At 69.6% G+C, this 25778-nt stretch carries 28 protein-coding genes; 7 read left to right on the top strand and 21 right to left on the bottom strand.

Annotated elements, in window-relative coordinates; all coding sequences use genetic code 11:
- Positions 1-88: 88 nt before the first annotated feature.
- From ACT53U_RS04470 to ACT53U_RS04490, 5 genes are all read right to left on the bottom strand, one after another.
- Entirely contained in the window at positions 89-511 is a 423-nt protein-coding gene (locus ACT53U_RS04470; RefSeq protein ID WP_476153113.1) for a hypothetical protein, read from the bottom strand.
- 25 nt (positions 512-536) lie between these two features.
- On the bottom strand, positions 537-806 hold the full coding sequence (locus ACT53U_RS04475; RefSeq protein ID WP_476153114.1) for a hypothetical protein: 270 nt from the start codon (positions 804-806) through the stop codon (positions 537-539).
- On the bottom strand, positions 803-940 hold the full coding sequence (locus ACT53U_RS04480) for a hypothetical protein (protein ID WP_476153116.1): 138 nt from the start codon (positions 938-940) through the stop codon (positions 803-805). The genes ACT53U_RS04475 and ACT53U_RS04480 overlap by 4 nt, the downstream gene beginning before the upstream one ends.
- 106 nt (positions 941-1046) lie before the next feature.
- Complete coding sequence (locus ACT53U_RS04485) at positions 1047-1259, bottom strand: cold-shock protein (RefSeq protein WP_476153118.1); 213 nt, start codon at positions 1257-1259, stop codon at positions 1047-1049.
- A gap of 129 nt (positions 1260-1388) precedes the next feature.
- On the bottom strand, positions 1389-1712 hold the full coding sequence (locus tag ACT53U_RS04490) for a hypothetical protein (RefSeq protein WP_476153120.1): 324 nt from the start codon (positions 1710-1712) through the stop codon (positions 1389-1391).
- Positions 1713-1738: 26 nt separating this feature from the next.
- Here ACT53U_RS04490 and ACT53U_RS04495 point away from each other — a divergent pair, with 26 nt between their 5' ends.
- On the top strand, positions 1739-1954 hold the full coding sequence (locus tag ACT53U_RS04495; RefSeq protein ID WP_476153122.1) for a hypothetical protein: 216 nt from the start codon (positions 1739-1741) through the stop codon (positions 1952-1954).
- Between the two features lie 89 nt (positions 1955-2043).
- Entirely contained in the window at positions 2044-2487 is a 444-nt protein-coding gene (locus ACT53U_RS04500; RefSeq protein ID WP_476153123.1) for an ArsC/Spx/MgsR family protein, read from the top strand.
- A 9-nt stretch (positions 2488-2496) separates the two neighbouring features.
- Here the strand turns inward: ACT53U_RS04500 and ACT53U_RS04505 are convergent, their stop codons facing one another.
- Complete coding sequence (locus ACT53U_RS04505) at positions 2497-6045, bottom strand: hypothetical protein (protein ID WP_476153125.1); 3549 nt, start codon at positions 6043-6045, stop codon at positions 2497-2499.
- Positions 6046-6281: 236 nt separating this feature from the next.
- Here ACT53U_RS04505 and ACT53U_RS04510 point away from each other — a divergent pair, with 236 nt between their 5' ends.
- Both ACT53U_RS04510 and ACT53U_RS04515 read left to right on the top strand, forming a co-directional pair.
- Positions 6282-6749: a peroxiredoxin gene (locus ACT53U_RS04510; RefSeq protein ID WP_476153127.1), complete on the top strand. Its 468-nt coding sequence runs from the start codon at positions 6282-6284 to the stop codon at positions 6747-6749.
- Between the two features lie 120 nt (positions 6750-6869).
- Positions 6870-8186, top strand: a complete 1317-nt coding sequence (locus ACT53U_RS04515; protein ID WP_476153128.1) for a M23 family metallopeptidase — start codon at positions 6870-6872, stop codon at positions 8184-8186.
- A gap of 211 nt (positions 8187-8397) precedes the next feature.
- Here the strand turns inward: ACT53U_RS04515 and ACT53U_RS04520 are convergent, their stop codons facing one another.
- The 5 genes from ACT53U_RS04520 to cobD form a co-directional block, all read right to left on the bottom strand.
- Positions 8398-9219 (bottom strand): undecaprenyl-diphosphate phosphatase, encoded by an 822-nt coding sequence (locus ACT53U_RS04520; RefSeq protein WP_476153130.1) that lies wholly within the window; start codon positions 9217-9219, stop codon positions 8398-8400.
- Positions 9220-9316: 97 nt separating this feature from the next.
- Positions 9317-10448, bottom strand: a protein-coding gene (gene prfB / locus ACT53U_RS04525; RefSeq protein ID WP_476153132.1) for a peptide chain release factor 2 whose coding sequence is annotated in 2 segments (ribosomal slippage) — positions 9317-10378 and positions 10380-10448 — 1131 coding nt in all. Because the reading frame shifts where the segments join, the coding sequence is not laid out codon by codon here.
- Between the two features lie 149 nt (positions 10449-10597).
- Positions 10598-11920, bottom strand: coding sequence for a methyl-accepting chemotaxis protein (locus ACT53U_RS04530; RefSeq protein ID WP_476153134.1), 1323 nt, complete (start codon positions 11918-11920; stop codon positions 10598-10600).
- The gene (locus ACT53U_RS04535) at positions 11892-12431 is read right to left on the bottom strand and encodes a PAS domain-containing protein (RefSeq protein WP_476153136.1); all 540 of its coding nucleotides are present in this window, start codon (positions 12429-12431) and stop codon (positions 11892-11894) included. Before ACT53U_RS04535 ends, ACT53U_RS04530 begins: the two co-directional genes overlap by 29 nt.
- Positions 12432-12848: 417 nt before the next feature.
- Positions 12849-13886, bottom strand: a complete 1038-nt coding sequence (gene cobD / locus ACT53U_RS04540) for a threonine-phosphate decarboxylase CobD (RefSeq protein WP_476153138.1) — start codon at positions 13884-13886, stop codon at positions 12849-12851.
- On the opposite strand from cobD, the gene cbiB reads away from it, so the two are divergent.
- Positions 13885-14874 (top strand): adenosylcobinamide-phosphate synthase CbiB, encoded by a 990-nt coding sequence (cbiB, locus tag ACT53U_RS04545; protein WP_476153140.1) that lies wholly within the window; start codon positions 13885-13887, stop codon positions 14872-14874. The genes cobD and cbiB overlap by 2 nt on opposite strands.
- A gap of 174 nt (positions 14875-15048) precedes the next feature.
- Here cbiB and ACT53U_RS04550 read toward each other — a convergent pair whose 3' ends face one another.
- From ACT53U_RS04550 to ACT53U_RS04575, 6 genes are all read right to left on the bottom strand, one after another.
- Positions 15049-16503, bottom strand: a complete 1455-nt coding sequence (locus tag ACT53U_RS04550; RefSeq protein WP_476153989.1) for a cobyric acid synthase — start codon at positions 16501-16503, stop codon at positions 15049-15051.
- 40 nt (positions 16504-16543) lie between these two features.
- The gene (gene cobO, locus ACT53U_RS04555) at positions 16544-17155 is read right to left on the bottom strand and encodes a cob(I)yrinic acid a,c-diamide adenosyltransferase (RefSeq protein WP_476153141.1); all 612 of its coding nucleotides are present in this window, start codon (positions 17153-17155) and stop codon (positions 16544-16546) included.
- A gap of 339 nt (positions 17156-17494) precedes the next feature.
- Positions 17495-17785 carry a ferredoxin family protein gene (locus ACT53U_RS04560; protein ID WP_476153143.1) on the bottom strand — a complete coding sequence of 97 codons (291 nt, stop codon included), beginning with the start codon at positions 17783-17785 and terminating at the stop codon, positions 17495-17497.
- 167 nt (positions 17786-17952) lie between these two features.
- Positions 17953-19260 carry an FAD-dependent oxidoreductase gene (locus ACT53U_RS04565; RefSeq protein ID WP_476153145.1) on the bottom strand — a complete coding sequence of 436 codons (1308 nt, stop codon included), beginning with the start codon at positions 19258-19260 and terminating at the stop codon, positions 17953-17955.
- 25 nt (positions 19261-19285) lie between these two features.
- Positions 19286-20389, bottom strand: coding sequence for an electron transfer flavoprotein subunit alpha/FixB family protein (locus tag ACT53U_RS04570; protein ID WP_476153147.1), 1104 nt, complete (start codon positions 20387-20389; stop codon positions 19286-19288).
- 17 nt (positions 20390-20406) lie between these two features.
- Positions 20407-21258, bottom strand: coding sequence for an electron transfer flavoprotein subunit beta/FixA family protein (locus ACT53U_RS04575; protein WP_476153148.1), 852 nt, complete (start codon positions 21256-21258; stop codon positions 20407-20409).
- Between the two features lie 281 nt (positions 21259-21539).
- Between ACT53U_RS04575 and ACT53U_RS04580 the strand changes: the two genes are divergently transcribed.
- Both ACT53U_RS04580 and ACT53U_RS04585 read left to right on the top strand, forming a co-directional pair.
- Positions 21540-22106 carry a helix-turn-helix domain-containing protein gene (locus ACT53U_RS04580; protein WP_476153150.1) on the top strand — a complete coding sequence of 189 codons (567 nt, stop codon included), beginning with the start codon at positions 21540-21542 and terminating at the stop codon, positions 22104-22106.
- Positions 22107-22117: 11 nt separating this feature from the next.
- Positions 22118-22642 carry a GNAT family N-acetyltransferase gene (locus ACT53U_RS04585; RefSeq protein WP_476153151.1) on the top strand — a complete coding sequence of 175 codons (525 nt, stop codon included), beginning with the start codon at positions 22118-22120 and terminating at the stop codon, positions 22640-22642.
- Between the two features lie 7 nt (positions 22643-22649).
- Here the strand turns inward: ACT53U_RS04585 and ACT53U_RS04590 are convergent, their stop codons facing one another.
- The 4 genes from ACT53U_RS04590 to nifV form a co-directional block, all read right to left on the bottom strand.
- Positions 22650-23279 (bottom strand): DsbA family protein, encoded by a 630-nt coding sequence (locus ACT53U_RS04590; protein WP_476153152.1) that lies wholly within the window; start codon positions 23277-23279, stop codon positions 22650-22652.
- A 90-nt stretch (positions 23280-23369) separates the two neighbouring features.
- The gene (gene nifW, locus ACT53U_RS04595; RefSeq protein WP_476153154.1) at positions 23370-23765 is read right to left on the bottom strand and encodes a nitrogenase stabilizing/protective protein NifW; all 396 of its coding nucleotides are present in this window, start codon (positions 23763-23765) and stop codon (positions 23370-23372) included.
- The gene (gene cysE / locus ACT53U_RS04600; protein WP_476153991.1) at positions 23762-24487 is read right to left on the bottom strand and encodes a serine O-acetyltransferase; all 726 of its coding nucleotides are present in this window, start codon (positions 24485-24487) and stop codon (positions 23762-23764) included. The genes nifW and cysE overlap by 4 nt, the downstream gene beginning before the upstream one ends.
- 122 nt (positions 24488-24609) lie before the next feature.
- A complete protein-coding gene (gene nifV / locus ACT53U_RS04605) occupies positions 24610-25773 on the bottom strand; it encodes a homocitrate synthase (RefSeq protein ID WP_476153156.1) in 1164 nt (387 codons plus the stop codon).
- Between the last annotated feature and the right edge of the window lie 5 nt (positions 25774-25778).

Raw genomic sequence — 25778 nt, forward strand, 5'->3', positions numbered from 1 at the left:
CGCGCATGGGCCTCTCCGTCGGCGGGGGCGGACGGGTTCGCGGGCACGACGAAAAACCGCGCCGTTGGGACGGCGCGGTCGGGATCGGTCAGATCTGGGGGACGAGGTCGGTGTCGAAGGCGCGCGCCGCAGAGGCGTCACGCCGCGCGCGTCGTGGTGGCGCCGCGCTTGCGGCCGGAGCCGGGGCGGCGGGCGATGCGATCGCTCCGTGCCAGCCCTCGGACGACGTCGGCAGATCGCCGGCGACGTCGACGTGGGCGGCGACGCTGTCTTCGCGTAGGGTCTTTTCGGAGAAACGCAGATCGAGAAGGCGGCCGTCGTCGGTGCGCAGCCGAATGCCGCGGCGCCCGAAGGCGCGCCCGAGGCCGGCGGCGCTCGAGCGGATCTCGCCGCTGCCGACGACGACGTGTGGTCCGACGGCGAAGCCGTCGATGTCGTAGGAGGCGCGGGCAATGTCCCGTCCCTCCGCCGAGACGACGCCGTGGCCGTGAAGTCTGCCGAGGTAACGCAACGTGGGCCTCCGATCGACGCGCCTCTCAGGCGGGGCGTGAATCCGCTTCGAGGATGGCGTCCAGTTCAGCCGGGTCGATGGCGACGACCTGACGGGCCGTCCCGGAGATCTCGATCGCCGGAACGTGCAGCATGGTGGCCGTGCGGCGAAAGGCGAGGAACGAGATGCCGATGATCTCCTCCTCGTCGGTCACCACCCGGTAGGTTCCGGCCGGCTGGACGCCGTCGAGCCCGGAGGTCCGGAACGGATGCGACAGGGTGACCAGCGCCTCGCTGGAGCGGACGGACATGGTCATTTCTTCTTCTTGCGGTCGTTCATCGCCGCGACCATGGCCTCGCCGGAGTTGGCGGCCACGACGATCGCCTCCTTGGGCTTGTCGACCTTGGGTTTTCGGATTTCGCGATTGCCGCGCTTCTGACCTTTGGCCATGACGGCCTCCTCTTCGTCGGTTGAACCCGCACGCGTTCCGGGGCGGGCGGTGCCCGCCCCGCGCAGAACCCGCCGGCGTCTCGTTCGAGGCGCCGGAGCGGATCGGTCAGGCCAGGACGGCGAGGCGATCGGCCGAGATCTTGCCCGTGACCGGATCGGTCACCAGTTCGAATCCGAGCTTCTGGCCCGGAAAGAGGTCGCCGAGGCCGCAGCGCTCGACCGCCGAGATGTGCACGAAGGCATCCTTCTCGCCGTCGTCGGGCTGAATGAAGCCGAAGCCCTTCTGGGCATTGAACCATTTCACGGTTCCGGTGGACATGTTCAATTCCTTTCACGTATTTCCGAAAATCACTTTTCAGAAAATCGAATATCTCTTGCAGACAACGACCAACCGTCGGCGCAATTGACATTGCACACGATCATCGTTTCGAGCTTTCATTCGATTTTTTCACAGTGCGCTCTCCAAGAAAATATTGCAATCGATTTCGGATTTATTTTCCGGTGTCTTCAAAAAAACATAGACTTCGTTCAGCTTTTGCAAATATTTTCCGAACACGTCGTTCGCGGCCTTCATCGGCCATGGACAGGGTCGAACCGAGATCTCGGGACGATCGACGACGAACCGCCCCCGGCACGACGCCGGTGCGGCGACCGGGCTCCGCCGCTCGAAACAACGGTCGACATCGCCGCCGACGGGTCGCACGACACCGTCTCGTTCGACCGCACCGGTGATCGGCGCGATCGAACGCCGATCGGCGAGCCCGACGCGCATCCATCCATCGAAGAAGGAATCCGACCATGAAGATGAAATTCCAGGCCGGCCAGGAAGCCGTGTGGACTCCCGGGCCTTCGGCGCGACCGCAGCGCTGCACCGTGATCCGCGCCATGCCGAGCGAGACGGCCGCGCGGGTCTACCGCATCCGGCGCGCCTCGGAATCCTGCGAGCGCTCCGTACCGGAAGACTCGCTGTCAGCGTTCCGTCCGTCCGAGCGCGAACGGATCTTCGACAATTGAGGTGACGACGGGGGTCCCGCCGCGCCCTCCCCGCGGCATCGCTCTTGCTGGGCCTTCTCCGAGCCACCGCGAATGGAGGAAACCCGACAATGGCGATCGTGACGTTCTGGGAGAAGCCCGGCTGCGCCAACAACACGCGGCAGAAGGGGCTGCTCGCCGCCTCCGGCCACACGGTCGTCGCCAGGAGCCTGCTCACCGAACCTTGGGAGGCGGCGCGGCTCAGGTCCTTCTTCGGCGACAGGCCGGTCGCCGACTGGTTCAACCGCGCGAGCCCGCGGGTGAAGGCCGGCGAGGTGGTGCCGGAAACCGTCTCGGAAACCGAAGCGATCGCCGCGATGCTGGCCGATCCGCTGCTGATCCGCCGGCCGCTGATGGAGGTCGGTGACGTCCGCTCCGTCGGTTTCGACGTCGCGGCGGTCGATGCCTGGATCGGGCTCTCCGCGGCCACCGCGCCGATGAGCGAGGCCTGTCCCAAGGGCGACGCCCCGCATCCCCCCTGCCCCGATCCGACCGAAGCGACGAAGACGGCGTGAGCCGCGCCCTCAGGGCGTGATCCTGACGGGTCCGCTCTCGGGCGTGATCCGGGTCGGCGCCGACGGATCGCCCGAGCTCTGCGGCATCTCCGGGTTCTGGAACTCGAAGATGCGACGGAAGATGCCGGGGGCGACCGCCGACAGCGGGTTGATCTGCAGCACCGGATCCTCGATCGGACCGACGACGCGGAAGGTCACGCCGACCAGGCCCTCGTTGGAGCCCGAGCCGGTGATGGCGCCGAAGATCGGAATGCGACCGGCGAGATTGTTGAGGCCGAAGGCCGGGATATAGGTGCCCGACAGCGACAGGCGCTGGCCGGTGACGTCGATCTGGCCGTTGGCGGTGGCGCCGACCGAGGCACCCTTGGCGACGCCCTCGGTGACGTCGATGATGCCGTCGTGCATGACGAAACGCACCTGGGCACGGTCGAAGTTGGTCGAGCGATCGAAGTCGACGCGACGCAGCAGGATGCGGCGGGTGCCGTCGGCGGCCTCGGTCGAGGCGACGCGGCCGGCCTTGGGTTCGGCGAGCAGATGGAAGTCGACGAGGCGCAGCGTGCCCTCCGACGTGCCGGGCACGCCGAGCCGCGACGACAGCGCCAGCGTGCCGCCCTGGATGCGGTCGAAGAGGTCGAGGAAGCTCAGGACCGATCCGGCATCCTCGGACGCCACGGTGAAGCGGCGGTAGCCGGTCTCCGGGCGGATGGCGAGCGACAGCGGCTTGCGCGAGGCGGCGGTGCGGGCGCGCGCCTCGAGCGTCTGGAAGGCGCCGGCCTTCCAGCGACCGTCGACCACCACGTCGGACATGGTGACGTCGTTGAAGCCGAGAACCTTGCCGGCCTTGAGCTTGAGGACGATGTCGGGCCCGGCCGCCGCCTCGCCGCCCGCCTCGCCGCCCGAGGCCTTGCGGCTGGTCTTGAGCAGGCCGCGCACGTCGACGCTTCCCGCATCGAGCGTCACCGTGGTGACCTTGTCGGCACCGCGCGTCACCTTGAGCTTCGCACTGTCGCCCTTGCGCAGCTGGAAGCGCGAGAAATCGGCGGAGACCACGTTGTGGTCCTTGTCGAGCAGGACGTTGCCGCGGATCGACAGGCCCTCGCTCTCCATCACGATGTTGTCGACGTGACGGCCCTTGTCGTCGTCCCACAGGTCGAAGGTCGCCTTGGCGGGCACGCCCGGCCCCTTGGTCCAGCCGACGGCGACGAGGTTGAGCCGCGCCGGCGAGAGATCGGCCTCGATGCGACTGCGGTTCTGCGCCGGGTCGGGCTGCGACACCGAGAGGCCGATGGCGCCCTCGACGGCGCCGCCGAGGTCGATGCCCATGCGCTGGCGGGCGGCGTCGTCGACCTCCATCTTGAAGTCGCGCTTCTCGCCGACCTTGGAGCCGTGGGCGTCGAAGACGTGGACGTCGGCGGGCACACCGTCGACGACCGCGCGGCCGGAGACGTCGACGCCGCGGGCATCGGCGACGATCTTGAACTTGCCGTCCTGGAAGCGGCGGCCCTGGATCGGCTGCTGCGAGCCGAAGCCGTCGAGTTGCGCCTCGATCCGGTAGTCGATCGACTTGGTGTTGATCGGCTCCTCGAAAGTCACCTCGACCTGCGACGAGACCGAACCGGTGCCGGAAAGGCCGGTCGCGGCGAGGCCGGCCTGCGACAGGACCGCCAACGGCTCGGCGTCGGCGATCTCGGCGAGCGCGGCGACGTCGCCCGTGACCCTGGTCGTGATGATCCCGTGCGCCGGCTTGCGGAACATGTCGACGACGGCGAAGCGCAGCGTCTCGACGGTCGCCTCGCGCCCCCTGGTGGCGACTCGGCCTTTGTCGATCACCGCCTCGAAGCGGCGCTCGGCGACCGAGACTCGGCCCTCGGCGGCGGTGACCGGCGGCACGTTGCCGAGCGGCACGAAGCGCAGGCCGTCGAAGCGGCCGTTCATCTGCACCGCATTGGCGGGCCAGGTCTCCTGGCGGTCGAAGCGCGGCATGTCGAGGCGGACGCGCAGGTCGGAGACGCGGCCTGCGGAGACGTTCTTGATGAACCACGCCCGCGCGTCCGCCGCCACCCAGTGCGGCCACGCATGGGCGATCTCGACGGTCGAGAGCGGCGAGAACTGGACGTCGTAGACGAGGCGCGGGTCCTCACCCGACAGGTCCAGGCGACCGGCGGAGCGCAACGTCACGGCGCCGAAGGCGACCTCGCCGGTCGTCACGTCGAGAAAGCGTGTCTTCGGATCGAAGGAGCCCTCGAGCCTGCCGCTCCGGATCGGCACGGCCGTACCGGCGACGTCGCGCGGGCGCAGCTGGCCCGGATCGAGCGCCAGATCGTAGGTCCAGATGCCGCCCGTCGCCGCCGGCGGCGCGATGCGGCCGTGGAGGTTCCAGCGGGTCTCGCCGATCGCCGCAGTGGCGCGCTCGACCGAGAAGACCCGGTCGCGCGGGTTCCACACGGCATGCATGTCGGCCTCGTCGAACAGGATCTCGTCTTCCGGCATCCGGCCGAAGCGGAAGACGCCCGCCCCGAGATGCAGATCGAGATCGGCGCCGTCGAAATGGCCGTTCGCGGCATAGCCGAGCTTCAGCGTCGGATAGAAGGGCGTCGTCAGCGCGAAGGCCGGACCGCCGGCGCCGAGCAGGTCGGCGAAGGTCACGTCTTCCGCCGAGAAGACGAGGCGATGACCGCCGTCGTCGCGGGCGGTGCGGGTCAGCCGCATGTTCCAACGGCCGACCTCGCCGCGGGCCGAGACGCCGGCGTCGAGGTCGCCGCCCGGACCGTCGATCACCGCGTCGATCTCGACGTCGACGAGGGCGATGTCGCGGCGGTTGCCGGAAGGCGCGACATGGGCGATCTCGGTGCGGCCGCCGCGCAGCGACACGGTCTGGAAGCCCTGGTCGCGGGCGAGGCCGAGCAGACGGTCGAGGCCGACGTCGACGGCCTCGGCGAGCCGAGTGGAGACGGGAACGGTCGGACCGGCCCGTCCCGGCACCGGCGCGGCGCCGTCGGCGGCGGCGGGTGCCGTCGCGGGCGCAGGCGTCGCGGGCGCAGGCGTCGCGGGCGCGGCATCGGGGCGCTGCTGCGGCAGCGGCGCGTCGGTCGCATCGGGGCGCTCGCGCAGCTCGGCGGTATCGAGGACGAGATGGGGATCGACGATCTCGATCGCCCGCGGCCTGACCTTGCCGACGAGCAGCGGCAGCAGGCGCAGGCGCACCACGAGGTGCGGCACGTCGAGGGCCAGCGTCGTGTCGCGGCGGACCGCGACGTCGCCGAGCGACAGCGAGACGCCCTCGGCCCAGCTCCAGTCGAGGCCGGCGGCGCGCACCTCGGCCGTCGCGCCGGGGCCGCCTAGTCCGGCGAGCGCGCCTTCGGCTGCGCGCACGGCGGCTTCGGTCTCGATCGGCCCGCGCGACAGGAGGACGACCAGGCCGAGCAGGAGGGCTGCGACGACGGCGCCCGACGCCAGACAGACGCCCAGCACCACGCGACCGCAGCGGCCGACGAAACGGCCGAGGTCGCGACGCTGTGGCGTCCCGGATTCTGCATTGTCGAGCGGAGCGTCCTGCAATCCCGTCGGTCTTCTCTTCGGCGGATCGCCCGTGATCCGGCCCTGTCGATGTCGGCGGGTCGAATCGCGCCGGCGGCACGGTTCTCCCGAACGACGCACTACACGGTTCGCCAGCGGTCGTCGAACCGCTTGCGGGCCGGTCGCGGCCGAGGCTAGGCTCGGTCGAACCGACGAGCCGTCGCGCGCGCCACGCGCCGACAGCCTCACCATCACATCGAGACGAAAGGAAGGCGAACATGGCCCTCGCCGTCGGAGACACCGCCCCCGACTTCACGCTCGCCGGCGATCGCGGCACGGTGTCGCTCGCCGCGCTGCGCGGCCGCCCGGTCGTCGTCTACTTCTACCCGAAGGACGACACCTCGGGTTGCACCAAGGAGGCGATCGCCTTCACCGGCCTCCTCCCCGAGTTCGAAAAGCGCGGCGCCACCGTGATCGGCATCTCGCCCGACGGGGTCAAGGCGCACGAGAAGTTCCGCGCCAAGCACGCGCTCGGTGTCGAGCTCGGCGCCGACCCGGACAAGGCCGCGCTCGAGGCCTATGGCGTGTGGGTCGAGAAGTCGATGTACGGCCGCAGCTACATGGGCGTGGAACGGGCGACCTTCCTCGTCGATGCCGCCGGCAAGATCGCGGCGATCTGGCGCAAGGTGAAGGTCGCGGGCCATGCCGAGGCGGTGCTCGCCGCGGTAGACGCCCTCACCCGCTGAGCCCTCCCCGCCCCGTTCCGGCACGACCGCGGGCGGGGCGGAACAAGCAAATCTTAACCCTAACGAAGTCTAATCGTCCCGAGCCGCAGAGCCCCTCCGAGGCCTTTCGAGACGAGCCCCATGGACGACAGATCGCGCCCCTTCGGACGCCGCGCCGACCTGCACAAGATCACCATCGTCCACGGTGACCGGGTGCGCGCCTTCCACGTCGACACGCGACTGGTGACCGGTGGCGCCGCCGTCCTCGGGGCCTTCGCCTTCGCCTGGGTGGCGACGACCGCCGTCCTCTTCGTCCGCGACGAGTTCTTCACCGATCCGCTGTCGCGGCAGGTCCGCACGGAGCGTGGCTACGAGGACCGGGTCGCGGCGCTGCGCGCCGAAGTCGACCGCATCAACGCCCGCCAGCTGATCGACCAGGACGCCTTCGAGGCCAAGCTCGACGGGCTCGTCGCCCGTCAGGCGAAGCTCGGCGAGGTTCAGGCGAAGGTCTCCGGCCTCGCCGCCAGGATCGGCGATCTCGGGCTCGCCACCGGGTCGATCAAACCGCCGGTGATCGCGCCGGTCGGCGCCGCCCTCGCCCCGCCGCCCACCGCCGCGACCGCGACGCCCGCACCGTTCGCCCCGCCGCCGGCAGCCGCCCCCGCGGTGCAACCCCTCGACACCGAGAAATTCGCCACGCCGCTGCGCTCGTCGTGGCTCTCCGGTGGCGGCCGTCCCGGCGCGACCCGCGACGCTGGCGCCCGCATCGCCGCGGCGGAACACCAGATCGATGCCTTCGAGAAGAACCAGACCGCGGTGCTCGCCGGTCTCGTCGACGTCGCCGAGAGCCGCAACCGCGCCTGGACCCGGGCGCTCGCCCGCGTCGGCTTCAAGGTTCCCGATGCCCCTCCCGCCCCGCGCACGCCCGCCGCTCCTCGGCCGGGCGATGCCGTGGGCGGCCCCTTCGTGCCGGTGCCGCCGGATGCACTCGCCCGCGCCGAGACCGCGCTCGGCCGCCTCGCGGCGATCCGCAGCCTCGCGGCCAAGCTGCCGCTCGCCCGACCGCTGACGGGCGAACGCACCGTCACCTCGGACTTCGGCGTGCGCACGGACCCGTTCCTCGGCACGGCGGCGCTGCACACCGGCCTCGACTTCCGCGCCGAGACCGGCGAGCCGATCCGCGTGACGGGTCCCGGCGTCGTGACGGGGGCGGGCCGCCAGGGCGGCTACGGGCTCTGCGTCGACGTCGACCACGGCAACGGCGTGGTGACGCGCTACGGCCACATGTCGTCGATCTCGGTGTCGCCGGGCGATCGGCTGAAGGCGGGCGACGTCGTCGGTCTCGCCGGCTCGACCGGACGCTCGACCGGGCCGCATCTGCACTACGAGACGCGGGTGGCGGGCGAGCCGGTCGACCCGCGCGACTGGCTGGACGCCGGCCGCACGCTGGGGTTCTGAGAACAGTCGGGAACCGGAACCGACAGTGTCCCGTTTGTTCGGCTTCATGTTGAGGTGCGAGCGCGAGCGAGCCTCGAAACACGAAGCCACCGACGGGCGGTGCCACTCGGTCCTTCGCCCTTCGAGGCTCGGCTGCGCCGAGCACCTCAGGATGACGGACCTCTGCACACGCCCCGAAGCAAAGGGATCATTCCCGAAGCATCGTGAGAACTCACCCGCCGAAAGCCGGCCACACCACGTACCAGGCGAAGAGCAGCGCGCCGAAGCCGATCCGGTACCAGGCGAAGACGCTCAGGGTGTGATGCGCGACGTAGCGGATCAGGAACTTCACCACGACGATCGCCGTGACGAAGGCGACGACGAAGCCGACGGCGATGCCGAGGGCTTCCTTGCCGCTCATCTGCGCGCCGTTCTTGGCGAGGTCGAGGACCGTGGCGCCGAGCATGGTCGGGATCGCCAGGAAGAACGAGAAGTCCGTCGCCGCCGAACGCGACATGCCGCCGAGCATGCCGCCGACGATGGTGGCGCCCGAACGCGAGGTGCCCGGGATCATCGAGACGACCTGCGACAGGCCGACGATCAGCGCCTGTTTCCAGGTGATCGCCTCGGCGATGTCGGTGGAGACCGGGTGCCGGCGTTCCTCGACCCACAGGATGATCACGCCGCCGACCATCAGCGTCACCGCGACGATCCACGGCTTGAAGAGCCAGGCCTTGATCAGCTTGATGGCGAGGAAGCCGATGATCGCGGAAGGAATGAAGGCGACCAGGACGGCACCGGCGAAGGCGATCGCGGTCGGGTCGCGCCGCAGCACGCCGCCGATCAGGTTGAGGATCCGGTCGCGGAAGAGCCAGCACACCGCGAGGATCGCGCCGAGCTGGATCACCACCTCGAACACCTTGCCCGAGCCGCTGTCGAAGGCGATGAAGTCGTCGACCAGGATCATGTGACCGGTCGAGGAGACGGGCAGGAATTCGGTCAGGCCCTCGACGATGCCGAGAACGGCGGCCTTCAGGAGATAGACGAGATCCATCACGATCCTCGGGAAGACGGTCGGCCGGCGTCGCGGCCGAGGGCATCCGGCGCAGGGCCGGACGAGCGAAGGGCGGCCGCAGCCGCCCCTCGGACGTTCAGTCGATGTCCTCGACGACCGCGGTCGCCGCACCCTTGACGCGGGCGGCGAGCGAGGCCTCCATGAACTCGTCGAGGCCGCCGTCGAGCACCTTCTGCGGATCCGTCGTCTGTACGCCGGTGCGCAGGTCCTTGACCATCTGGTAGGGCTGCAGGACGTAGGAGCGGATCTGGTGGCCCCAGCCGATGTCCGTCTTGGCGGCGGCTTCGGCGTTGGCCTTTTCCTCGCGCTTCTTCAGCTCGGCCTCGTAGAGGCGGGCGCGCAGCATGTCCCACGCCTTGGCGCGGTTCTTGTGCTGCGAACGCTCGGCCTGACAGGCGACCGCGATGCCGGTCGGGATGTGGGTCAGGCGGACGGCCGAGTCGGTCGTGTTGACGTGCTGACCACCGGCGCCCGACGAGCGATAGGTGTCGACGCGCACGTCCGATTCCGAGATCTCGATGTCGATACTGTCGTCGACCACCGGGTAGACCCAGGCGGAGGCGAAGGACGTGTGGCGACGCGCGGCGCTGTCGAAGGGCGAGATGCGGACGAGACGGTGCACGCCCGATTCGGTCTTCAGCCAGCCGTAGGCGTTCTCGCCCTTCATGACGTAGGTGACGGACTTCAGGCCCGCCTCTTCGCCCTCGGAGGCTTCCACCACCTCGACCTTGAAGCCGCGACGCTCGGCCCAGCGCACGTACATGCGCGCCAGCATCTGCGCCCAGTCCTGAGACTCGGTGCCGCCGGCGCCGGCGTGGACTTCGAGATAGGCGTCGAAGCCGTCGGCCTCGCCGGAGAGCAGGGCCTCGACCTGACGCTTGGCGACGTCGTGGCCGAGCTGCTTCAGCGCCTCTTCGGCCTCGGCGACGACCGCCTCGTCGTCTTCCATCTCGCCGAGCTCGAGCAGCCCGACGTTGTCGTCGAGATCACGGCCGATCGAGGCGACGATCTCCACCGCCTTGGCCAGCTTGTCGCGTTCGCGCATCAGCTTCTGCGCGTTGGCGGGATCGTTCCACAGGTCGGGGCTTTCGGAGAGCGCGTTCAGCTCGTCCAGTCGTTTGAGCGCGACATCCCAGTCAAAGATGCCTCCTCAGCAGGCTGAGCGCCTGCTGGATCTCGTCCACGACGGACTGGATCTCTGCCTTCATCGGACCATTCCTCGAATGAGAATCTGGGGCGGGGCCTCACGCCCCGCGACGGGCGCGGACCATAGCCACGGGGGCGCGGGAAGTAAACGCGCGAAACGAGACGACGCCGCCTCGGGGTCGAGACGGCGTCGCGAGAGGGGACGCGAGGCTCAGGCGGCGCGGCCGCCGTGGGCGACCTCGCGAGCGCGCTCGAGGAAGGCGTGGACCGACTGCTGCAGCCGCTCGGTCTGCTCGGCGAGCTCTCCGGATGCACCGGCGACGCGGTCGGCGGCCTTGCCGGTCTCGCCGGCGGCCTGGGCGACGTTGCCGACGTTGGAGGAGACCTCGTCGGTGGCGGACGAGGCCATCTGCATCGAGCGGGCGATCTCCTGGGTGGCGGAGATCTGCTCCTGGACGGCGGAGGAGATGGCCACCGAGGTGGCGGCGATCTCGGAGACGACGTCGGTGATGCCCTCGATCGAGGTCATGCACAGGCGGGCGCGCTCGTCGACCGCCTGGATGCGCTCGGCGATCGACGCGGTCGCGGTCGCGGTCTGGTCGGCGAGCGCCTTGACCTCGGTCGCCACGACGCCGAAGCCGCGGCCGGCCTCGCCGGCCCGCGCCGCCTCGATGGTGGCGTTGAGGGCGAGGAGCTTGGTCTGTTCGGCGACCGAGCGGATCAGGTCGACGACGCCGACGATGTCGGAGACCGCGCCGGTCAGATCGGCGATCGCCTGGCGGCTCTCGCCGACGCGGGTCGCGGCATGGCCGGCGACCTCGCGGGCGAGCTCCGACTGGCGGGCGATGTCTTCGACCGAGGCGGTCAGCTGCTCGGTGGCGGCGGCAACGGTGGAGACGGTGACCGAGGTCTCCTCGGCCGAGGCACCGATCGTGGTGGAGCGATGCTCGGTGTCGACGGCGGTGGCGCGCATCGTCACGGCGGAACGGGCGAGGCTCTCGACCGCGGCACCGAGCGAACCGGTGACGCCGCCGACGGTCGCCTCGAACTCGTTCATCACGCGGGAAAATCCGGCGAGGCGCGCCTCGATGGTGGAGACCGCCTCGTTCATCACCTGGGAGGCCTGGCCGAAGGTGCCGACCATGCCGCGTTCGACGATGCGGCGATGGTTGCGGCCATCGCGGATGCAGGCGAGCGTCGCCTTGGCCTCGCGGACGAAGGCGTCGGTGACGTCGAGCAGGCGGTTGGCGTCCTTGGCGAGACGATGCAGTTCGCCGCCGTCGCCGAGCAGGATGATGCGTTTTTCGAGATCACCGGAGGCGGCGGCCGACAGCACGCCCGACACCTCGCCGACCGAGCGGCGGGCATGGCGCACGAGCCGGAAGGCCAGCGCCGTCATCGCGCCGAGAACGACGAACACGACCACGTCGTGCAGTTGCCGCTCGAGCGCGAGATGCACCCCTGCGGCGACGAGCAACACCAGACCGATGGCACCGAGCACCCACTCAGCGCGCGAGAGAGAAGACGAATTCATCGTAGCTCGCACCGTTCGAACGCAGGATGTCGTGGAGGCGGGCGACGCTCGCCTCGAGGCCGCGGGCGCGATCGGGCGCCCTTTCCTCGATCGTGCGGAGCTCCGCATAGAGCGGCCGGATCGCCGCGACGGCCTCCGGTTTCGGAACGCGCCGGTTGGAATGGAAGCCGGTGATGCCGCCGTCGACGGCGAAGGTCGGCGTCACATGGGCGAAGACCCAGTAGTGGTCGCCGTTCGACGCCATGTTGAGGACGTAGGCGAAGATCTCCTCGCCCTTCGCCACCGTGTCCCAGAGGAGCTTGAAGACCGCGCGCGGCATGTCGGGATGGCGGATCACCGAATGCGGCGCCCCGATCGCCTGATGCTCCGCGATCCCGGCGAGTTCCAGGAAGACGTCGTTGGCATAGGTGATGATGCCGCGCATGTCGGTCTTGGAGACGATGACGTCGTCGACACCGAAGGTCCGCTCGACGCCGGTCGGGCGGACCGTCGAAGCGAACTTCTGCTTCACCGTACCCCTGCCCCGCGCGGCCGCGGCACCCCCGAACGAGAATCGCATTTCACCCTCCGTGATCCGACTCTGCGCCGTTTAAACCTCCGTCGTAAAGAAAAAGATAATTACTTACCCGACGTAAGGCATGGGTCTTTTCACGGGTATACAGGACAATGCATCATATCAACGAAATCTAATTCAACAAATACAAGTCATATTCTGTTATTTCTATCGAATTCGTCCGTCCATATACGCAACCTAAATACAATAGACCAAGCGACAACCGATACGTCCGAAGACGAGACAGTCAGCCTCCCCTGCTGACATTCCAATGAAAATGTTGGTATGATGTTACCGATACCATCGAAGGACAGTGTTCGCCGAACAGGCGACAGGAAAAATATTCGGGGAGGTTCGCAAGCATTTCTTCTTAGGTCATTGGTCGCACAGAGCTTGCGTCAATCGACCCCACTCGCCCTCGTTGCCCGGCAGTCCGACGCGCAGCAGCCTTGCGTCGTGCGGGAAGCGACGGACATGGATACCCCGCGCAGCGAGCCGATCGGCGACGCGTTTCGCGTCCCATTTGCCGGCGAGGCGGAAGAGAGGCGTTCCACCGACGACCTGGAATCCCGCCCTTTCCAACAGCGCGTCGAGACGGGCGGCGGCGGCGGCGGTGCGCAGGCGCGCCGCGTCGAGCCAGGTGCGGTCGGCGAGCGCGGCGCGGCCGATGGCGATGGCCGGTCCGGAGATCGCCCAAGGGCCGATGCTGCGGCGCACTGTCGCGGCGGTCGCGGCATCGGCGAGGACGAAGCCCAGCCTCAGGCCGGCGAGGCCCCAGGTCTTGCCGAAGGACCGCAGCACGATCGTGCCGGCGAGCGGCAGGCGCGGCGCGAGGCTCGCGCCGTCGGGCAGAATGTCGACGAAGGCCTCGTCGACCACCAGCCGGCGTCCGTCGCGCGCCATGTCGAGGGCGAGACCCGCGAGTGCTTCGGGGGCGACGAAGCGGCCGTCGGGATTGTTGGGATTGACCAGGAGGCCGACGTCGAAGCGGGTGAGCTCGTCGAGCCGGTCGACCACCGTCGGCTCGGCCCCGGCCGTGCGCCAGACGTGGGCGTGTTCCTGATAGGTGAAGCCGAGGATGCCGACGCTGCGTCCGGCCGTCAGCCGTGGCAGCAGCTGGATCGCCGCCTGCGTCCCCGGCACCGCGGCGACGCAAGCGGGATCGTCGACACCGAAGGCCTCCGCCGCCGTCGCCTCGAGGGCGGCGAGCGCCGCGGGTTCGGGCAGGCGGGTCCAGACCTCGGGGGCGAGTTCGGGCACCGGCCAGGCGACGGGATCGATGCCGGTCGACAGATCGATCCACGGTTCCGGAGCGTCGGGATGGGCGCTGCGTGCTTGCGCGAGGTCGCCACCGTGGTAGACCCCCGTCGAGGCGCCCGTCGCCCCACCGTTCTTCGTCACGGAACCGTTCATGTCCCTCGTCCCCTGGTCCGGCTCGACGCTGGCGATCGCCCTCGCGGCGCTCGGCATCGAGGCCGCCGTCGGTTGGCCCGCCCCTCTCTACGCCGCGATCGGCCATCCCGTCACCTGGATCGGTCGTCTGATCGGCCTCATCGATCGCCGCCTGAACCACGACGATGCGCCCGAGGCCGACCGTCGCCGCGCCGGGCTCGTCGCTCTGGCGATCGTGCTGGCAGTCACCGGCGGCATCGCCTGGGCGCTTCAGGCGTTCGTGTTCTGGACGCTGCCGAAGATCCTCGCCGTGCTCGTCGTCGGCGCCTTTGCCGCCAGCCTGCCGGCGCAGCGCAGCCTGCACGAACACGTGGCGGCGGTCGCCGACGGACTCACGCGCGATCTCGACGAGGGCCGGCGCGCCGTGTCGATGATCGTCGGGCGGGACACGACGGTGCTCGACGAGGCGGGCGTGGCGCGCGCGGCGATCGAGAGCCTCGCCGAGAACTTCTCCGACGGAATCGTCGCGCCGCTGTTCTGGACCGCCGTGCTCGGCCTGCCGGGCGGCGCGCTCTACAAGGCCGCCAACACCGCCGACAGCATGATCGGCCACCGCACGCCGCGCCACGAGGCCTTCGGCCGGGCGGCGGCGAAGTTCGACGATCTGGTCAATCTCCCCGCCTCGCGGCTCTCGGCGGCGTGGCTCACGATCGCCGCGGCGATCCGGCCGGGGACGTCGGCACGAGCGGCGATCGAAGCCGTGCGCCGCGACGCCGGCAACCACCGCTCGCCCAACGCCGGCTGGCCGGAGGCGGCGATGGCCGGCGCGCTCGGCATCGCGCTCGCCGGGCCGCGCAGCTACCACGGCGAGACCTACGAAGGCGCCTGGATGGGCGACGGCCGCCGCGACCTCGCCGCCACCGACATCCGCCGCGCCCTGTCGCTCTACCGCACCGCGTTGGCGGTGCAGGCGCTCGCGCTGGCGGTGGTGCTGGCGATGTTCGGGTGAGATCGGGCTCGCCGTGCGTCGGCACCGAGCGAAGGCCCTTCATCCTGAGGTGCGAGCGCCAGCGAGCCTCGAAGGGCGAAGGGCCGATTGGCACGGCCCGTCGTGGCTTCGTGTTTCGAGGCCCGGCTCTGCCGGGCACCTCAACATGAAGCCGAACAACAGGATGCGGAGAGCTCAGCGCGCCAGTCCCCACAGCCGATCGAGATCGACGTGGGCGGCGACGTGCTCGGCGAGGACGTCCAGCGTCGCCTCCACTCGGGTCTCGTAGGCGAGATCCGACGCCTCCGCACCGAGCATGGCGAGAAACGCCGCCCGCGCGCCGTCATCGGCGAAGAGACCGTGGACGTAACACCCGGCGACGCGGCCGTCGGGGCGCACGGCGCCCTCCATGCGGCCGTCAGCGAGCGCGAGGACCGGGCGGGCGAGATCGACCCCCTCTGTGCGGCCGACGTGCATCTCGTAGCCGGAGAAGGGCGCCGGCGAACCGGCGAAGCCGGGCGCCAGCGTCCCCGTCACCGCTTCCAACCGCTTGTCGCCGCCGAGCACGGTCTCGACATCGAGGAGGCCGAGGCCGGGCACGGTCGCGGGTGGGCCTTCGACGCCGTCGGGGTCGGCGATCGTCCGCCCCAGCATCTGGTAGCCGCCGCAGAGGCCGAAGACCCGACCGCCGCGCCGGACATGGGCGAGAATGTCGACGTCCCAGCCTTCGGCACGCAGGGCCGCGAGATCGGCGATCGTCGCCTTGGAGCCGGGGAGCACCACCAGATCGGCCTCGGCCGGAACGGCCTCGCCGCGCGCCAGCATCACGAGGCGGACGCCGGGCTCCTGCGCCAGCGGATCGAGGTCGTCGAAGTTGGAGATGTGCGGCAGGCGCGGCACGACGATCGTCGTTCGCCCGTCGCCGCCGGCGGGGCGCTTCTCCAGCACCACCGCGTCCTCGGCCGGCAGCAGCCCCGCGTCGCGGAACCACGGCACGAGGCCGAGATCGGCCCAGCCGGTCTTCTCGGCGATCAGCGCCATGCCGGGGGCGAAGAGCGCCGGATCGCCGCGGAACTTGTTGACGAGGAAGCCGACGATCTGGGCCGCGTCGGCCGCGTCGATCACCGCGTGGGTGCCGACGATCTGGGCGATGACGCCGCCGCGGTCGATGTCGCCGACGAGGACCACCGGCACGTCGGCCTTTCGTGCGAAGCCCATGTTGGCGATGTCGCGAGCGCGCAGATTGACCTCGGCCGCGCTTCCCGCCCCTTCCACGATCACCAGATCGGCCTCGGCGGCGAGCTTCTCGAAGCTCTCGTGGACGGAGACCTCGAGCCGCGGCTTCCAGTCCTGGAACTCGCGCGCCTTGGCGTTGCCGACGACGCGGCCCTGCACGACGACCTGGCTGCCGACGTCGGACTGCGGCTTCAACAGCACCGGGTTCATGTGGACGGAGGGTGCCTCGCGGGCGGCGCGGGCCTGGAGCGCCTGCGCGCGGCCGATCTCGCCACCGTCGACGGTGACGGCGGCGTTGTTCGACATGTTCTGCGGCTTGAACGGGCGGACGACGAGGCCGCGATTGGAAAAGGCGCGGGCGAGGCCGGCGACGAGCAGCGACTTGCCGACGTCGGAGCCGGTGCCCTGCAACATGATCGCCCTGGCGCGGCGTCGTTCGTTCACCCCCGCCTCCTCAGAACTCGATGCCGGCCTGCGCCTTCACGCCGGCGGCGAAATGGTGCTTGGTCGCGCCCATTTCCGTCACCAGATCGGCGATCTCGATCAGTTCCGGCTTGGCGTTGCGGCCGGTGACCACGACGTGGAGATCGGGGCGGCGGGCGGCGAGCGTCGCCACAACGTCGACGAGGGGGAGATAGTCGTAGCGCAGCGCGATGTTGAGCTCGTCGAGAATCAGCAGCGCGATCGCCGGATCGGCCATCAGCTCGACGACCTTCTCCCAGGCACGGGTCGCGGCGGCGACGTCGCGGGCGCGGTCCTGGGTCTCCCAGGTGAAGCCCTCGCCCATCGTGTGCCACGACACGAGGTCTGAGAAGCGCTCGAGCGCGGTGCGCTCGCCGGTCGACCATGCGCCCTTGATGAACTGCACCACGCCGACGCGGTGGCCGTGGCCGAGCATGCGCAGCGCGAGGCCGAAGGCGGCGGTCGACTTGCCCTTGCCGGGGCCGGTGTTGACGATCAGCAGGCCCTTCTCCTCGATCGTCTTGGAGGCGACCTCGGCATCCTGCACCGCCTTGCGGGCGGCCATCTTGGCCTTGTGGCGATCGTCGGGGGTCTTGTCGGTCATCGGGGCCTTCCGGGATGCGTTTCATCCCTGAGACCACGGGAACGGAGACGGCGCAAGCGGGGAATGGGGCGAGGTGCGCGCCGCAGGCACCCTTCCTTCTCCCCTCGCGGGAGAAGGTGGCGCGGAGCGCCGGATGAGGGGGCGCGGGCACGAGCCCGCATCCAGTTCACCGAATCCCGAGGCTTCGCGCTGGCGCACGATACCCCTCATCCGCCCCTTCGGGGCACCTTCTCCCGCAAGGGGAGAAGGGTGGCGCACTCCGCGAAGCTCTTGCCCCCCTACAAACGCACGAAGGCCGGGTCGCCCCGGCCTTCGGTTCGGTACGCGAGGCGACGAGCCTCAGCCGAACTTGAACAGCACGCCGTAGCCGCCGCGGGGATAGTCCCAGGAGATCTCGCCGGAGGCCTCGCACAGCACGCGGCAGGTGCCGCATTCCATGCAGCCGTCGGGGGTGACCTCGACCTGGCCCTTGTCGTTCATCTCGTAGCACTTGGCTGGGCAGACTGTGGTCAGCGCCACGAGGCTGGCCGAGGGCTTGTCGTGCGGCAGGACGGTGATGTGGGGGCGACCCGCATCGACCAGATAGCGGTTCTGATAGAGCTTGTCCTCGACGCGAACGGCGATCGTCATGGGTCCGTCCTCCTCATTCGGGGCGCGCGTGGGCGCCCGATTGTCCTGTCGTGTCGCAAAGCCGACGCGCGGTCGGCGGCTGGTTCGAGCAATGCGAGAAGCGTGCCGGGACGGGGATCGCGCCGGCGCGCGGGCGTTCGGCGGAGCCGCTGCCCCGCCGCTGCCGATCAGCGCCAGGCGAGCGCCAGTTTCACCGCGTCGGAGAGCATGCCGAGGCGCGAGCGCTTCTCGATGAAGGCGCGGCTGGTCGCCTTCTCGCGGTCGATCTTCGGCGTGCCGTCGACGCGCAGGAAGTTCTGCGCCGCCTGAGAGACGAGCTGCGGATAGGACATGAAGAAGTTCGCCGAGTTGGTGTGCAGCAACGCCGGCATGTCCTTGTACTTCTTGAGATCCTTGATCACGAAGGACTGATCGAGCAGTTCCTTGTAGAGCTTCAGGTTCTCCTTGGTCATCGGATCGCGGCCGGCCTTGAGGCGATGGATCGCCTCGCCGGCGAGACGGCCGGAGGTCATGGCGAGGTTGGAGCCCTCGCGATGGATGGCGTTGTTGAGCTGCGCCGCGTCGCCGACTACGACCCAACCGTCGCCATAGAGCTGCGGGATCGCCTTGAAGCCGCCCTCCGGGATCATGTGGGCCGCATATTCCTTGCACTCCGAGCCCTCGATGAGCGGCGCGATGGACGGGTGCTGCTTGAAGGTCTCGAGCAGATCGTAGGGGCTCGCCTTGGTGTCGGCGAAGTCGGAGATCAGGCAGCCGATGCCGAGCGAGATGCTCTCCTTGTTGGTGTAGAGGAAGCCCATGCCGGTCATCCCCTTGGTGATGGTACCGGCGGCCTCGATGACGACGCCTTCGTCGCCCTTGATGTTGAAGCGGCTCTCGATGGTCTCGGCCGGCAGGAAGTGCATCTCCTTGACGGCGAGTGCCACGTTGCCGGGCTGGGGCGGCTCACGCAGTCCGGCGCGGGTGCCGAGCAGGCCGTTGACGCCCTCGGCCAGCACCACCACGTCGGCCTGGATCACGCCGCCGGCGCGATCGGTCTTCACGCCGACGCACTTGCCGGTGGAGTCGATCAGGAGGCCGGTGACGGTGGTCTCGGTGAGGACGACGGCGCCGGCCTCGCGGACCTTTCGGTTGAACCACTTGTCGAACTGCGCACGGACGATCGTGTAGCGGTTCGGCTTGTCCTCGTTGAAGTCGTCGGAGCGGTACTGCATCGCGGAGTGGCCGCGATCGTCCATCATCCAGAAGCGCTGTTCGATGACGTGGCGTTCGAGGGGGGCATCCTCGCGGAAGTCGGGGATGATCTTCTCGAGCATGGACGCGTACATGATCGCGCCCTGCACGTTCTTCGAACCGGCGTACTCGCCGCGCTCGAGCTGCAGCACCTTGAGGCCACGGGACGCCATGGTATAGGCGGCGGCGTTGCCGGCCATGCCCGCACCCACGACGATGGCGTCGAACTTTTCCTCGATCATCGGTCGATCTCCTCGGCTCGTGGGCTCAACCGGCGAGCTTGTCGCGGTTGTGGGGCGAGAGGCGGCGGGCGAAGGCCTCGGTGAGCGCCGGCAGGAAGCGCAGCGCGTCGGTGACGACGCCGACATGGGCGAAGTCGAAGATCGGCGCGTTCTTGTCGGTGTTGATGGCGACGATCATGTCGGCACCCTCGACACCCACCCGGTGCTGGATCGCGCCGGAGATGCCGGCGGCGATGTAGAGCTTCGGCCGAATGGTCTTGCCGGTCTGGCCGATCTGGCGTTCGGCCGGCATCCAGCCCTTCTGCACGATCGGACGCGAGCAGCCGTATTCGGCCCCGAGCGCCTTGGCGAGGTTCTTGACCAGCTGCATGTTCTCGACCGCGCCGAGACCGAGACCACCGGCCACCACCACGTCGGCGTAGGCGAGGTTCACCTTGCCCGCCTGACGGTCGGCGACGAAGTCGAGGATCTTGGTGACGATGTCGTCTTCCGCCATGTTGAGCGGATGGGCGACCACGCGACCGATCGGCTTTTCCTGCCGCGCCGGCATCGCCATGACGCGCGGACGCACCGTCGCCATCTGCGGGCGGAAGTTCAGCGTGTAGATGGTGCAGAGCAGCGAGCCGCCGAAGGTCGGCCGGGTCGCGGCGAGCGACTTGTCGGCATCGACCGCCAGTTCGGTGCAGTCGGCGGTGAGGCCGGTGAGCAGCGTCGTCGCCACCGAGCCGGCGAGATCGCGGCCGAGCGTCGTGGCACCGAGCAGGAGGATCTCCGGCTTGTAGGTGTTGACCAGCTCGGTCAGGCCCTTGGAATAGGGCTCGTTGCGATAGTCGGCGAGGAGCGGATCCTCCATCAGATAGACGAGGTCGGCGCCATAGGCGAAGCTCTCGGCCACAGCATGGTTGGTTCCCTCGCCCTTCGGGCCGAGGACGACGCCGGCGAGCTCGACGCCGAGTTGATCGGCGAGCTTGCGGCCTTCGCCGAGGAGCTCGAACGAGACGGGGTGGACCGCCCCGCGTTCCACTTCCACGAACACCCAGACGCCCTTGTAGGCCTTGAAGTGTTCGGGAAGCTCCTTCTTCATTCCGGCGCGGCCGCCGGCAGCGGGAGCGGCAGGTGCGTTCGACATGGGTTCCCCTCCCCGTCTCAGAGCGTCTGGTGCAGTTCGACGAGCTCGGTCTCGAGACCGGCGAGCCCACCGAAGATGGTTTCGATCAGCGCGTCGGCGGTATCGGCCGCCTTGGGCTGGATCTCGACGAGCTTGGCCTTCTCGGCGCGGGCGGCGGGCGCGAAGACGCGCTTGACCACCGTCGGCGAGCCGCGCAGACCGCATTTCATGACGTCCTCGATGCCGGCATCCTTGGCCGACCAGGTGACGATCTCGGCGCGGGCGGCGCGCAGCGCGTCGGGCATCGAGCCGCGGCGCATCTCGTTCGTCCCCTCGAGCATGGTGATCAGCACCGGCAGCTTCGTCTCGAGCACCTGGACGCCGCCTTCGGCGCGGCGCTCGACGCGGATCTTGCCGCCGGCAAGATCGAGATTGGCGATCTTGGAGACGTAGGTCAGCTGCAGCAGCTTGTTGCGCTTGGCGATGCCGGGGCCGACCTGGGCGGTGTCACCGTCGATGGTCTGCTTGCCGGTGAAGACGATGTCGGCGGCCCCGAAGACCTCGTCGATCTTCTTCAGCGCCATGGAGAGCGCATAGGACGTCGCCAGCGTGTCGGAACCGGCGAAGAAGCGGTCGGTGAGGAGCACCGCGCGGTCGGCGCCGAAGGTCAGCGCCTTGCGGAGGCTGTCCTCGGCCATCGGCGGACCCATGGTCAGGACCGTCACCTCGCCGCCGTGCTTGTCGCGGAGGCGGAGGGCTTCTTCGAGGGCGAAGAGATCATACGGGTTGATGATCGTCGGCACGCCCTGACGCATGATCGTGTTGGTCACGGGGTGGACGCGGATCTGGGCCGAGTCCGGAACCTGCTTGATGCAGACGACGATGTGCATCTCGCCTCTCCTCGTGGGTTTGCCGGTCGCATGGGCCTCCGGCTGTTCGGGGAGGACATACGCACGCGCCGTGCCAACCGGGAAAAGCGTGGAATTCCGGGCGACGCGCGACAGGAGCGGCGAGATCCGTGCAGTGACCGACGGACAATCCGTCGCAGCTTGTCGCATATCCGACAGGCGACGGCGGTTCGATACGGGGCGACGTCATTGTCAGAGGGCAGGCGACGATCGATCGCGGCCTCCCCCTTGCGGCCGACGATGTCATCCATTTAAATGGACGCATGGACACCATAGTGGATGATACGGGATCGCGGCTCGCCCGCCGCATCCGTCTCGAGCGCGAGGCGCGGGGCTGGTCGCTCGCCGATCTGGCGGCGCGGGCCGGCGTCGCCAAGGCGACGATCTCCAAGATCGAGCGCGAGGAGGCGAGCCCGACCGCCGTCGTGCTGGTGCGCGTCTCGGCCGCCTTCGGCCTGACGCTCGCCGGCCTGCTGCTGCGCGCCGAGGGCGACGGCGATCGACTGTCGCGCGCCGGCGACCAGCCGGAATGGCGCGATCCGGCGACCGGATATCTGCGCCGTCAGGTCTTCCGCCATGCCGATCACCCGGTCGAGCTGGTCGAGGTGACGCTGCCCGCCGGCCGATCGGTGACGCTGCCGGCGGAATCCTACGTCCACATCCGCCAGATCGTCTGGGTGCGCGCGGGCGTCCTCACCATCCGCGAGGGCGACGGCGAACGTCGGCTCGAGGCCGGCGACGCGCTCGGCTTCGGTCCGCCCGCCGACACGACCTTCGCCAACGAGACCGACGCGCCCGCGACCTATGTCGTGGCGCTCGCGCGCAGCTGAGGCATCCGCCGATGACCGAGCCCCGCATCGAACCGCTCTCCGACACGCCCGCGACCCGCGCCGCCCTCGTCGATCTGATCGTCGAGACGGTGGCGGCGGGCGGATCGGTCTCCTTCATGCACCCGTTCTCGCGGGAAGACGCCGACGCCTTCTGGGCGGGATCGCTGGCGTCGGCCGCGCGCGGCGAACGGCTGGTGCTCGGTGCCTTCGAGGGCGACGAACTGGTCGCAACGCTGACGCTGTTCCTCGCCTTCCCGCCCAACCAGCCGCATCGCGCCGAGCTGGGGAAGATGATGACGAAGGTCGCGGCGCGCGGGCGCGGCCATGCGGCGGCACTGATCCGCCGGGCGGAAAGGGAAGCGCTGACGCGCGGGCGGACGCATCTGATGCTCGACACGGCATCGGACGGTGGCGCGAGCGGTCTCTACGAGAAGGCGGGGTTTCGCTATGCCGGCGAGGTCCCGGACTTCGCGCTGAAGCCGCACGGCGGGCTGACGGGGACGAAGTTCTACTGGAAGCCGATCGGGCGGGGGTGAGCCCCCGTCACCCCTGCTTGCGGCGGGCGTCGGCGATCGCCTGGGCGAAGCCGCCGGCATCGAGCGCCCCGGGAAAGACGAAGGAGCCGATGACATAGGCCGGCGTGCCGGGGAAGCCGAAGCCTTCCGCCTGCGCCCCGTTGCGGGCGACGAGCGCATCGAAGGCCTTGCGGTCGGTCTCGACATCGGCCAGCAGCTTCGCCCGGTCGGGCACCAGACGGCCGACGATCTCGTCGACGAAGGCGTCGGTCGGCCGGGTCTGCCAGTCCATCAGCGCGGCGTGGAGGGGGGCGAGCAGCTTCTGCCGGCGGGCCGACCAGACGAGGCGGGCGGCGCGCTCCGAGGTCTTGCCGAAGATCGGCCAGTCCTTCAGCAGCACCGCCACCTTGCCGTCGGCCTCGACCACCTTCATCAGCTCGACCTCGGCCTTGCGGCAGAAGGGGCAGCGGTAGTCGAACCACGTGGCGACGGCGACGTCGCCCTCGCGGTTGCCCAGCACCGGCACGTCGGGATCGCCGAAGACGGCGGCGGGCTCGACCCGCGCCGCGGCGGGACGGAGCCCGGCGACGAGCCCCGCACCGGCGGCGAGGCCGAGGAGCGCGGTGCGGCGGGTGGGGGCGGCGAAGGAATCGGTCATGACGGGCTCGCGGAGGGACACTTCAGGAACCCCGAATATGTCCGTCCGACTTCACGCGCCAGTGACGTTCCGGTGAGCGCGATGCCCGCCTCACTCGCCCGAGGGGATCGGCGCCATGATCTCGTCGAGGCCGACGAAGGCCTGGCCGGGCTTCACCGGCCGCGACGGATCGTGGTCCTTCAGCACCTTGAAGACGCGCTGCTGGAGCGGCGACGACGTGGTGAAGTCCTCGTAGGCGCGCTCGAGGAAGGTGCGGGCGCGCGCCGCGACCACCCGGTCGGGCATGTCGTCGAAATCCTCGGAGGCGAGGTACTGGCCCATCCGCTTCAGGATGTGGAGGCGGGCCGGGCCGAGCACCTTGGGGTCGAACTTGACCTTGAGCTCGGTGAAGAAGTCCTCGGCGGACGAGCACTGCTTCAGGCGAGCGAGGATGTCCTTGACCACCACCGCGTTGGAGATGTCGCAGGAAGAGACTTCTTCGGTCATGGGTTGCTCCCGTGGGCTGGAGGATCGTTGCGACGGGCGTCGTCGCGGGCGGGCAGGACCTCGAACTCGACGGTCGGTTCGGGCGTCCGCGCGAGGTGGGCGAGCCGCGCCTCGAGGAAGTCGATGCGATCGACCAGCGCCGACAGCGCCTCGCCGACCGGGTCGGGCATCAGGTGATGTTCGAGATCAATGCGGCCGGCGACCAGGCGGCGGCCTTCGACCGGCTTGACGATGCGGCCGGGGATGCCGACCACCGTCATTTCCGGCGGCACGTCCTCGATGACGACCGAGTTGGCGCCGATCCGCGCGCCCGCACCGACGGTGATCGGGCCGAGGATCTTGGCACCGGCGCCGACCAGCACGCCGTCGCCCAGCGTCGGATGGCGCTTGCCCGGCCGCCACGAGACGCCGCCGAGCGTCACGCCGTGATAGAGCGTCACGTCGTTGCCGATCTCGGCGGTCTCGCCGATCACCACGCCGGCGCCGTGGTCGATGAAGAAGCGGCGGCCGACGGTGGCGCCGGGGTGGATGTCGACATTGGTCAGGAACCGCCCCAGCCACGACACGAAGCGCCCGGAGAAGCGATGACCGCGCCGCCAAAGGCGATTGGCGATGCGATGCCAGACGATGGCGTGGACGCCGGGATAGGTCAGCCAGATCTCGAGCGTGCCGCGGGCGGCGGGGTCGCGCGCCTTCACGCAGGCGACGTCCTCGCGGATCATCGCCCAGAGCCCGAGACGCGCGAGGGCCTCGCCGGTCGAGGCGATGGCTAAGGAACCGAGGGTGAGATCGCTCATCGAAGCCTCCTCCGGCGCCGCCGCTGCGGGCGAGCGCGTCTCCTCGTTCATGGCCGCACGCGCAGGGGCACGCGGGCCGGGCTCGCTTCTTCCTCGTCGACCAGACGACGGTGCATCTCGACCAGCACGTCGGTCGACACCGGCCGCTTGGTGCGGATCGCATGGGCCTTCACCCGAGCGAGAAGCCGCGGATAGACGCGGTCGTCGAGTTCGACGGCGCGGGTCGCCAGCGCATGGACGATCGCGGTGCGGCCGGAATGTTTGCCGATGGCGAAGCCGTGGTCGCGACCGAGGCTGCGTGGGTCGATGCCCTGATAGGTGTCGCGGTTCCACAGCAGGCCGGCGACGTGGATGCCGCTCTCGTGGGTGAAGACGTCGGCGCCGATCACCGCCTTCTGCGGATGGATCGGCCGGCCCGAGGCGGTCGAGACCACCGCGGCGATGTCGCAGAGGCGGGTGGCATCGACCCCCGAGGGATAGCCGAGCCGGTCGAGCGCGACCACCATCTCCTCGAGCGCGGCATTGCCGGCGCGTTCGCCGATACCGCCGACCGTCACCGAGACGTGGCGGGCGCCGGCGCGCACGGCGGCGAGCGCATTGGCGGTGGCGAGCCCGAGGTCGTCGTGGGTGTGGATCTCGAGCGGCAGATCCGTGCCGCCGACGAGGCGGGCGACGAGATCGTGGGTGGCGAAGGGATCGAGTACGCCGACGGTGTCGGCGAGGCGCACCCGGAAGGCACCGAGGCGCTCCACCGTCTCGATGACGGCCGCGAGGTGATCGATCTCGGCGCGCGAGGCGTCCTCACAGCCGATCGCCACCTCGAAGCCCATGTCGAGCGCGCGCGGTACCAGCCGTTCGATCCTGGCGAGTGCCGTCGGGCGGTCGATGCCGAGCTTGGCGGCGAGCTGGACGTCGGAGGCCGGGATCGACAGGTTGACCGCCGTCACGCCGCAGGCCTTGGCGGCGGCGAGGTCGGCCTCGGTCATGCGGCACCAGGCCATGACGCGGAGCGGCAAGTGCGCATCGACGATCGCGCGGATCGAGGCCTGTTCGTCGGCGCCCATGGCGGGCGTGCCGGCCTCGATCTCGGGAACGCCGGCCTGCGCCAGCGCCTCCGCGATCTCGACCTTCTCGGCGACCGAGAAGGCGACGCCGGGCGCCTGTTCACCGTCGCGCAGCGTCGTGTCGTTGAGGAACACGCGGGCAGCCATCGGCG

Source organism: Pinisolibacter sp. DMC19 (assembly GCF_056313985.1).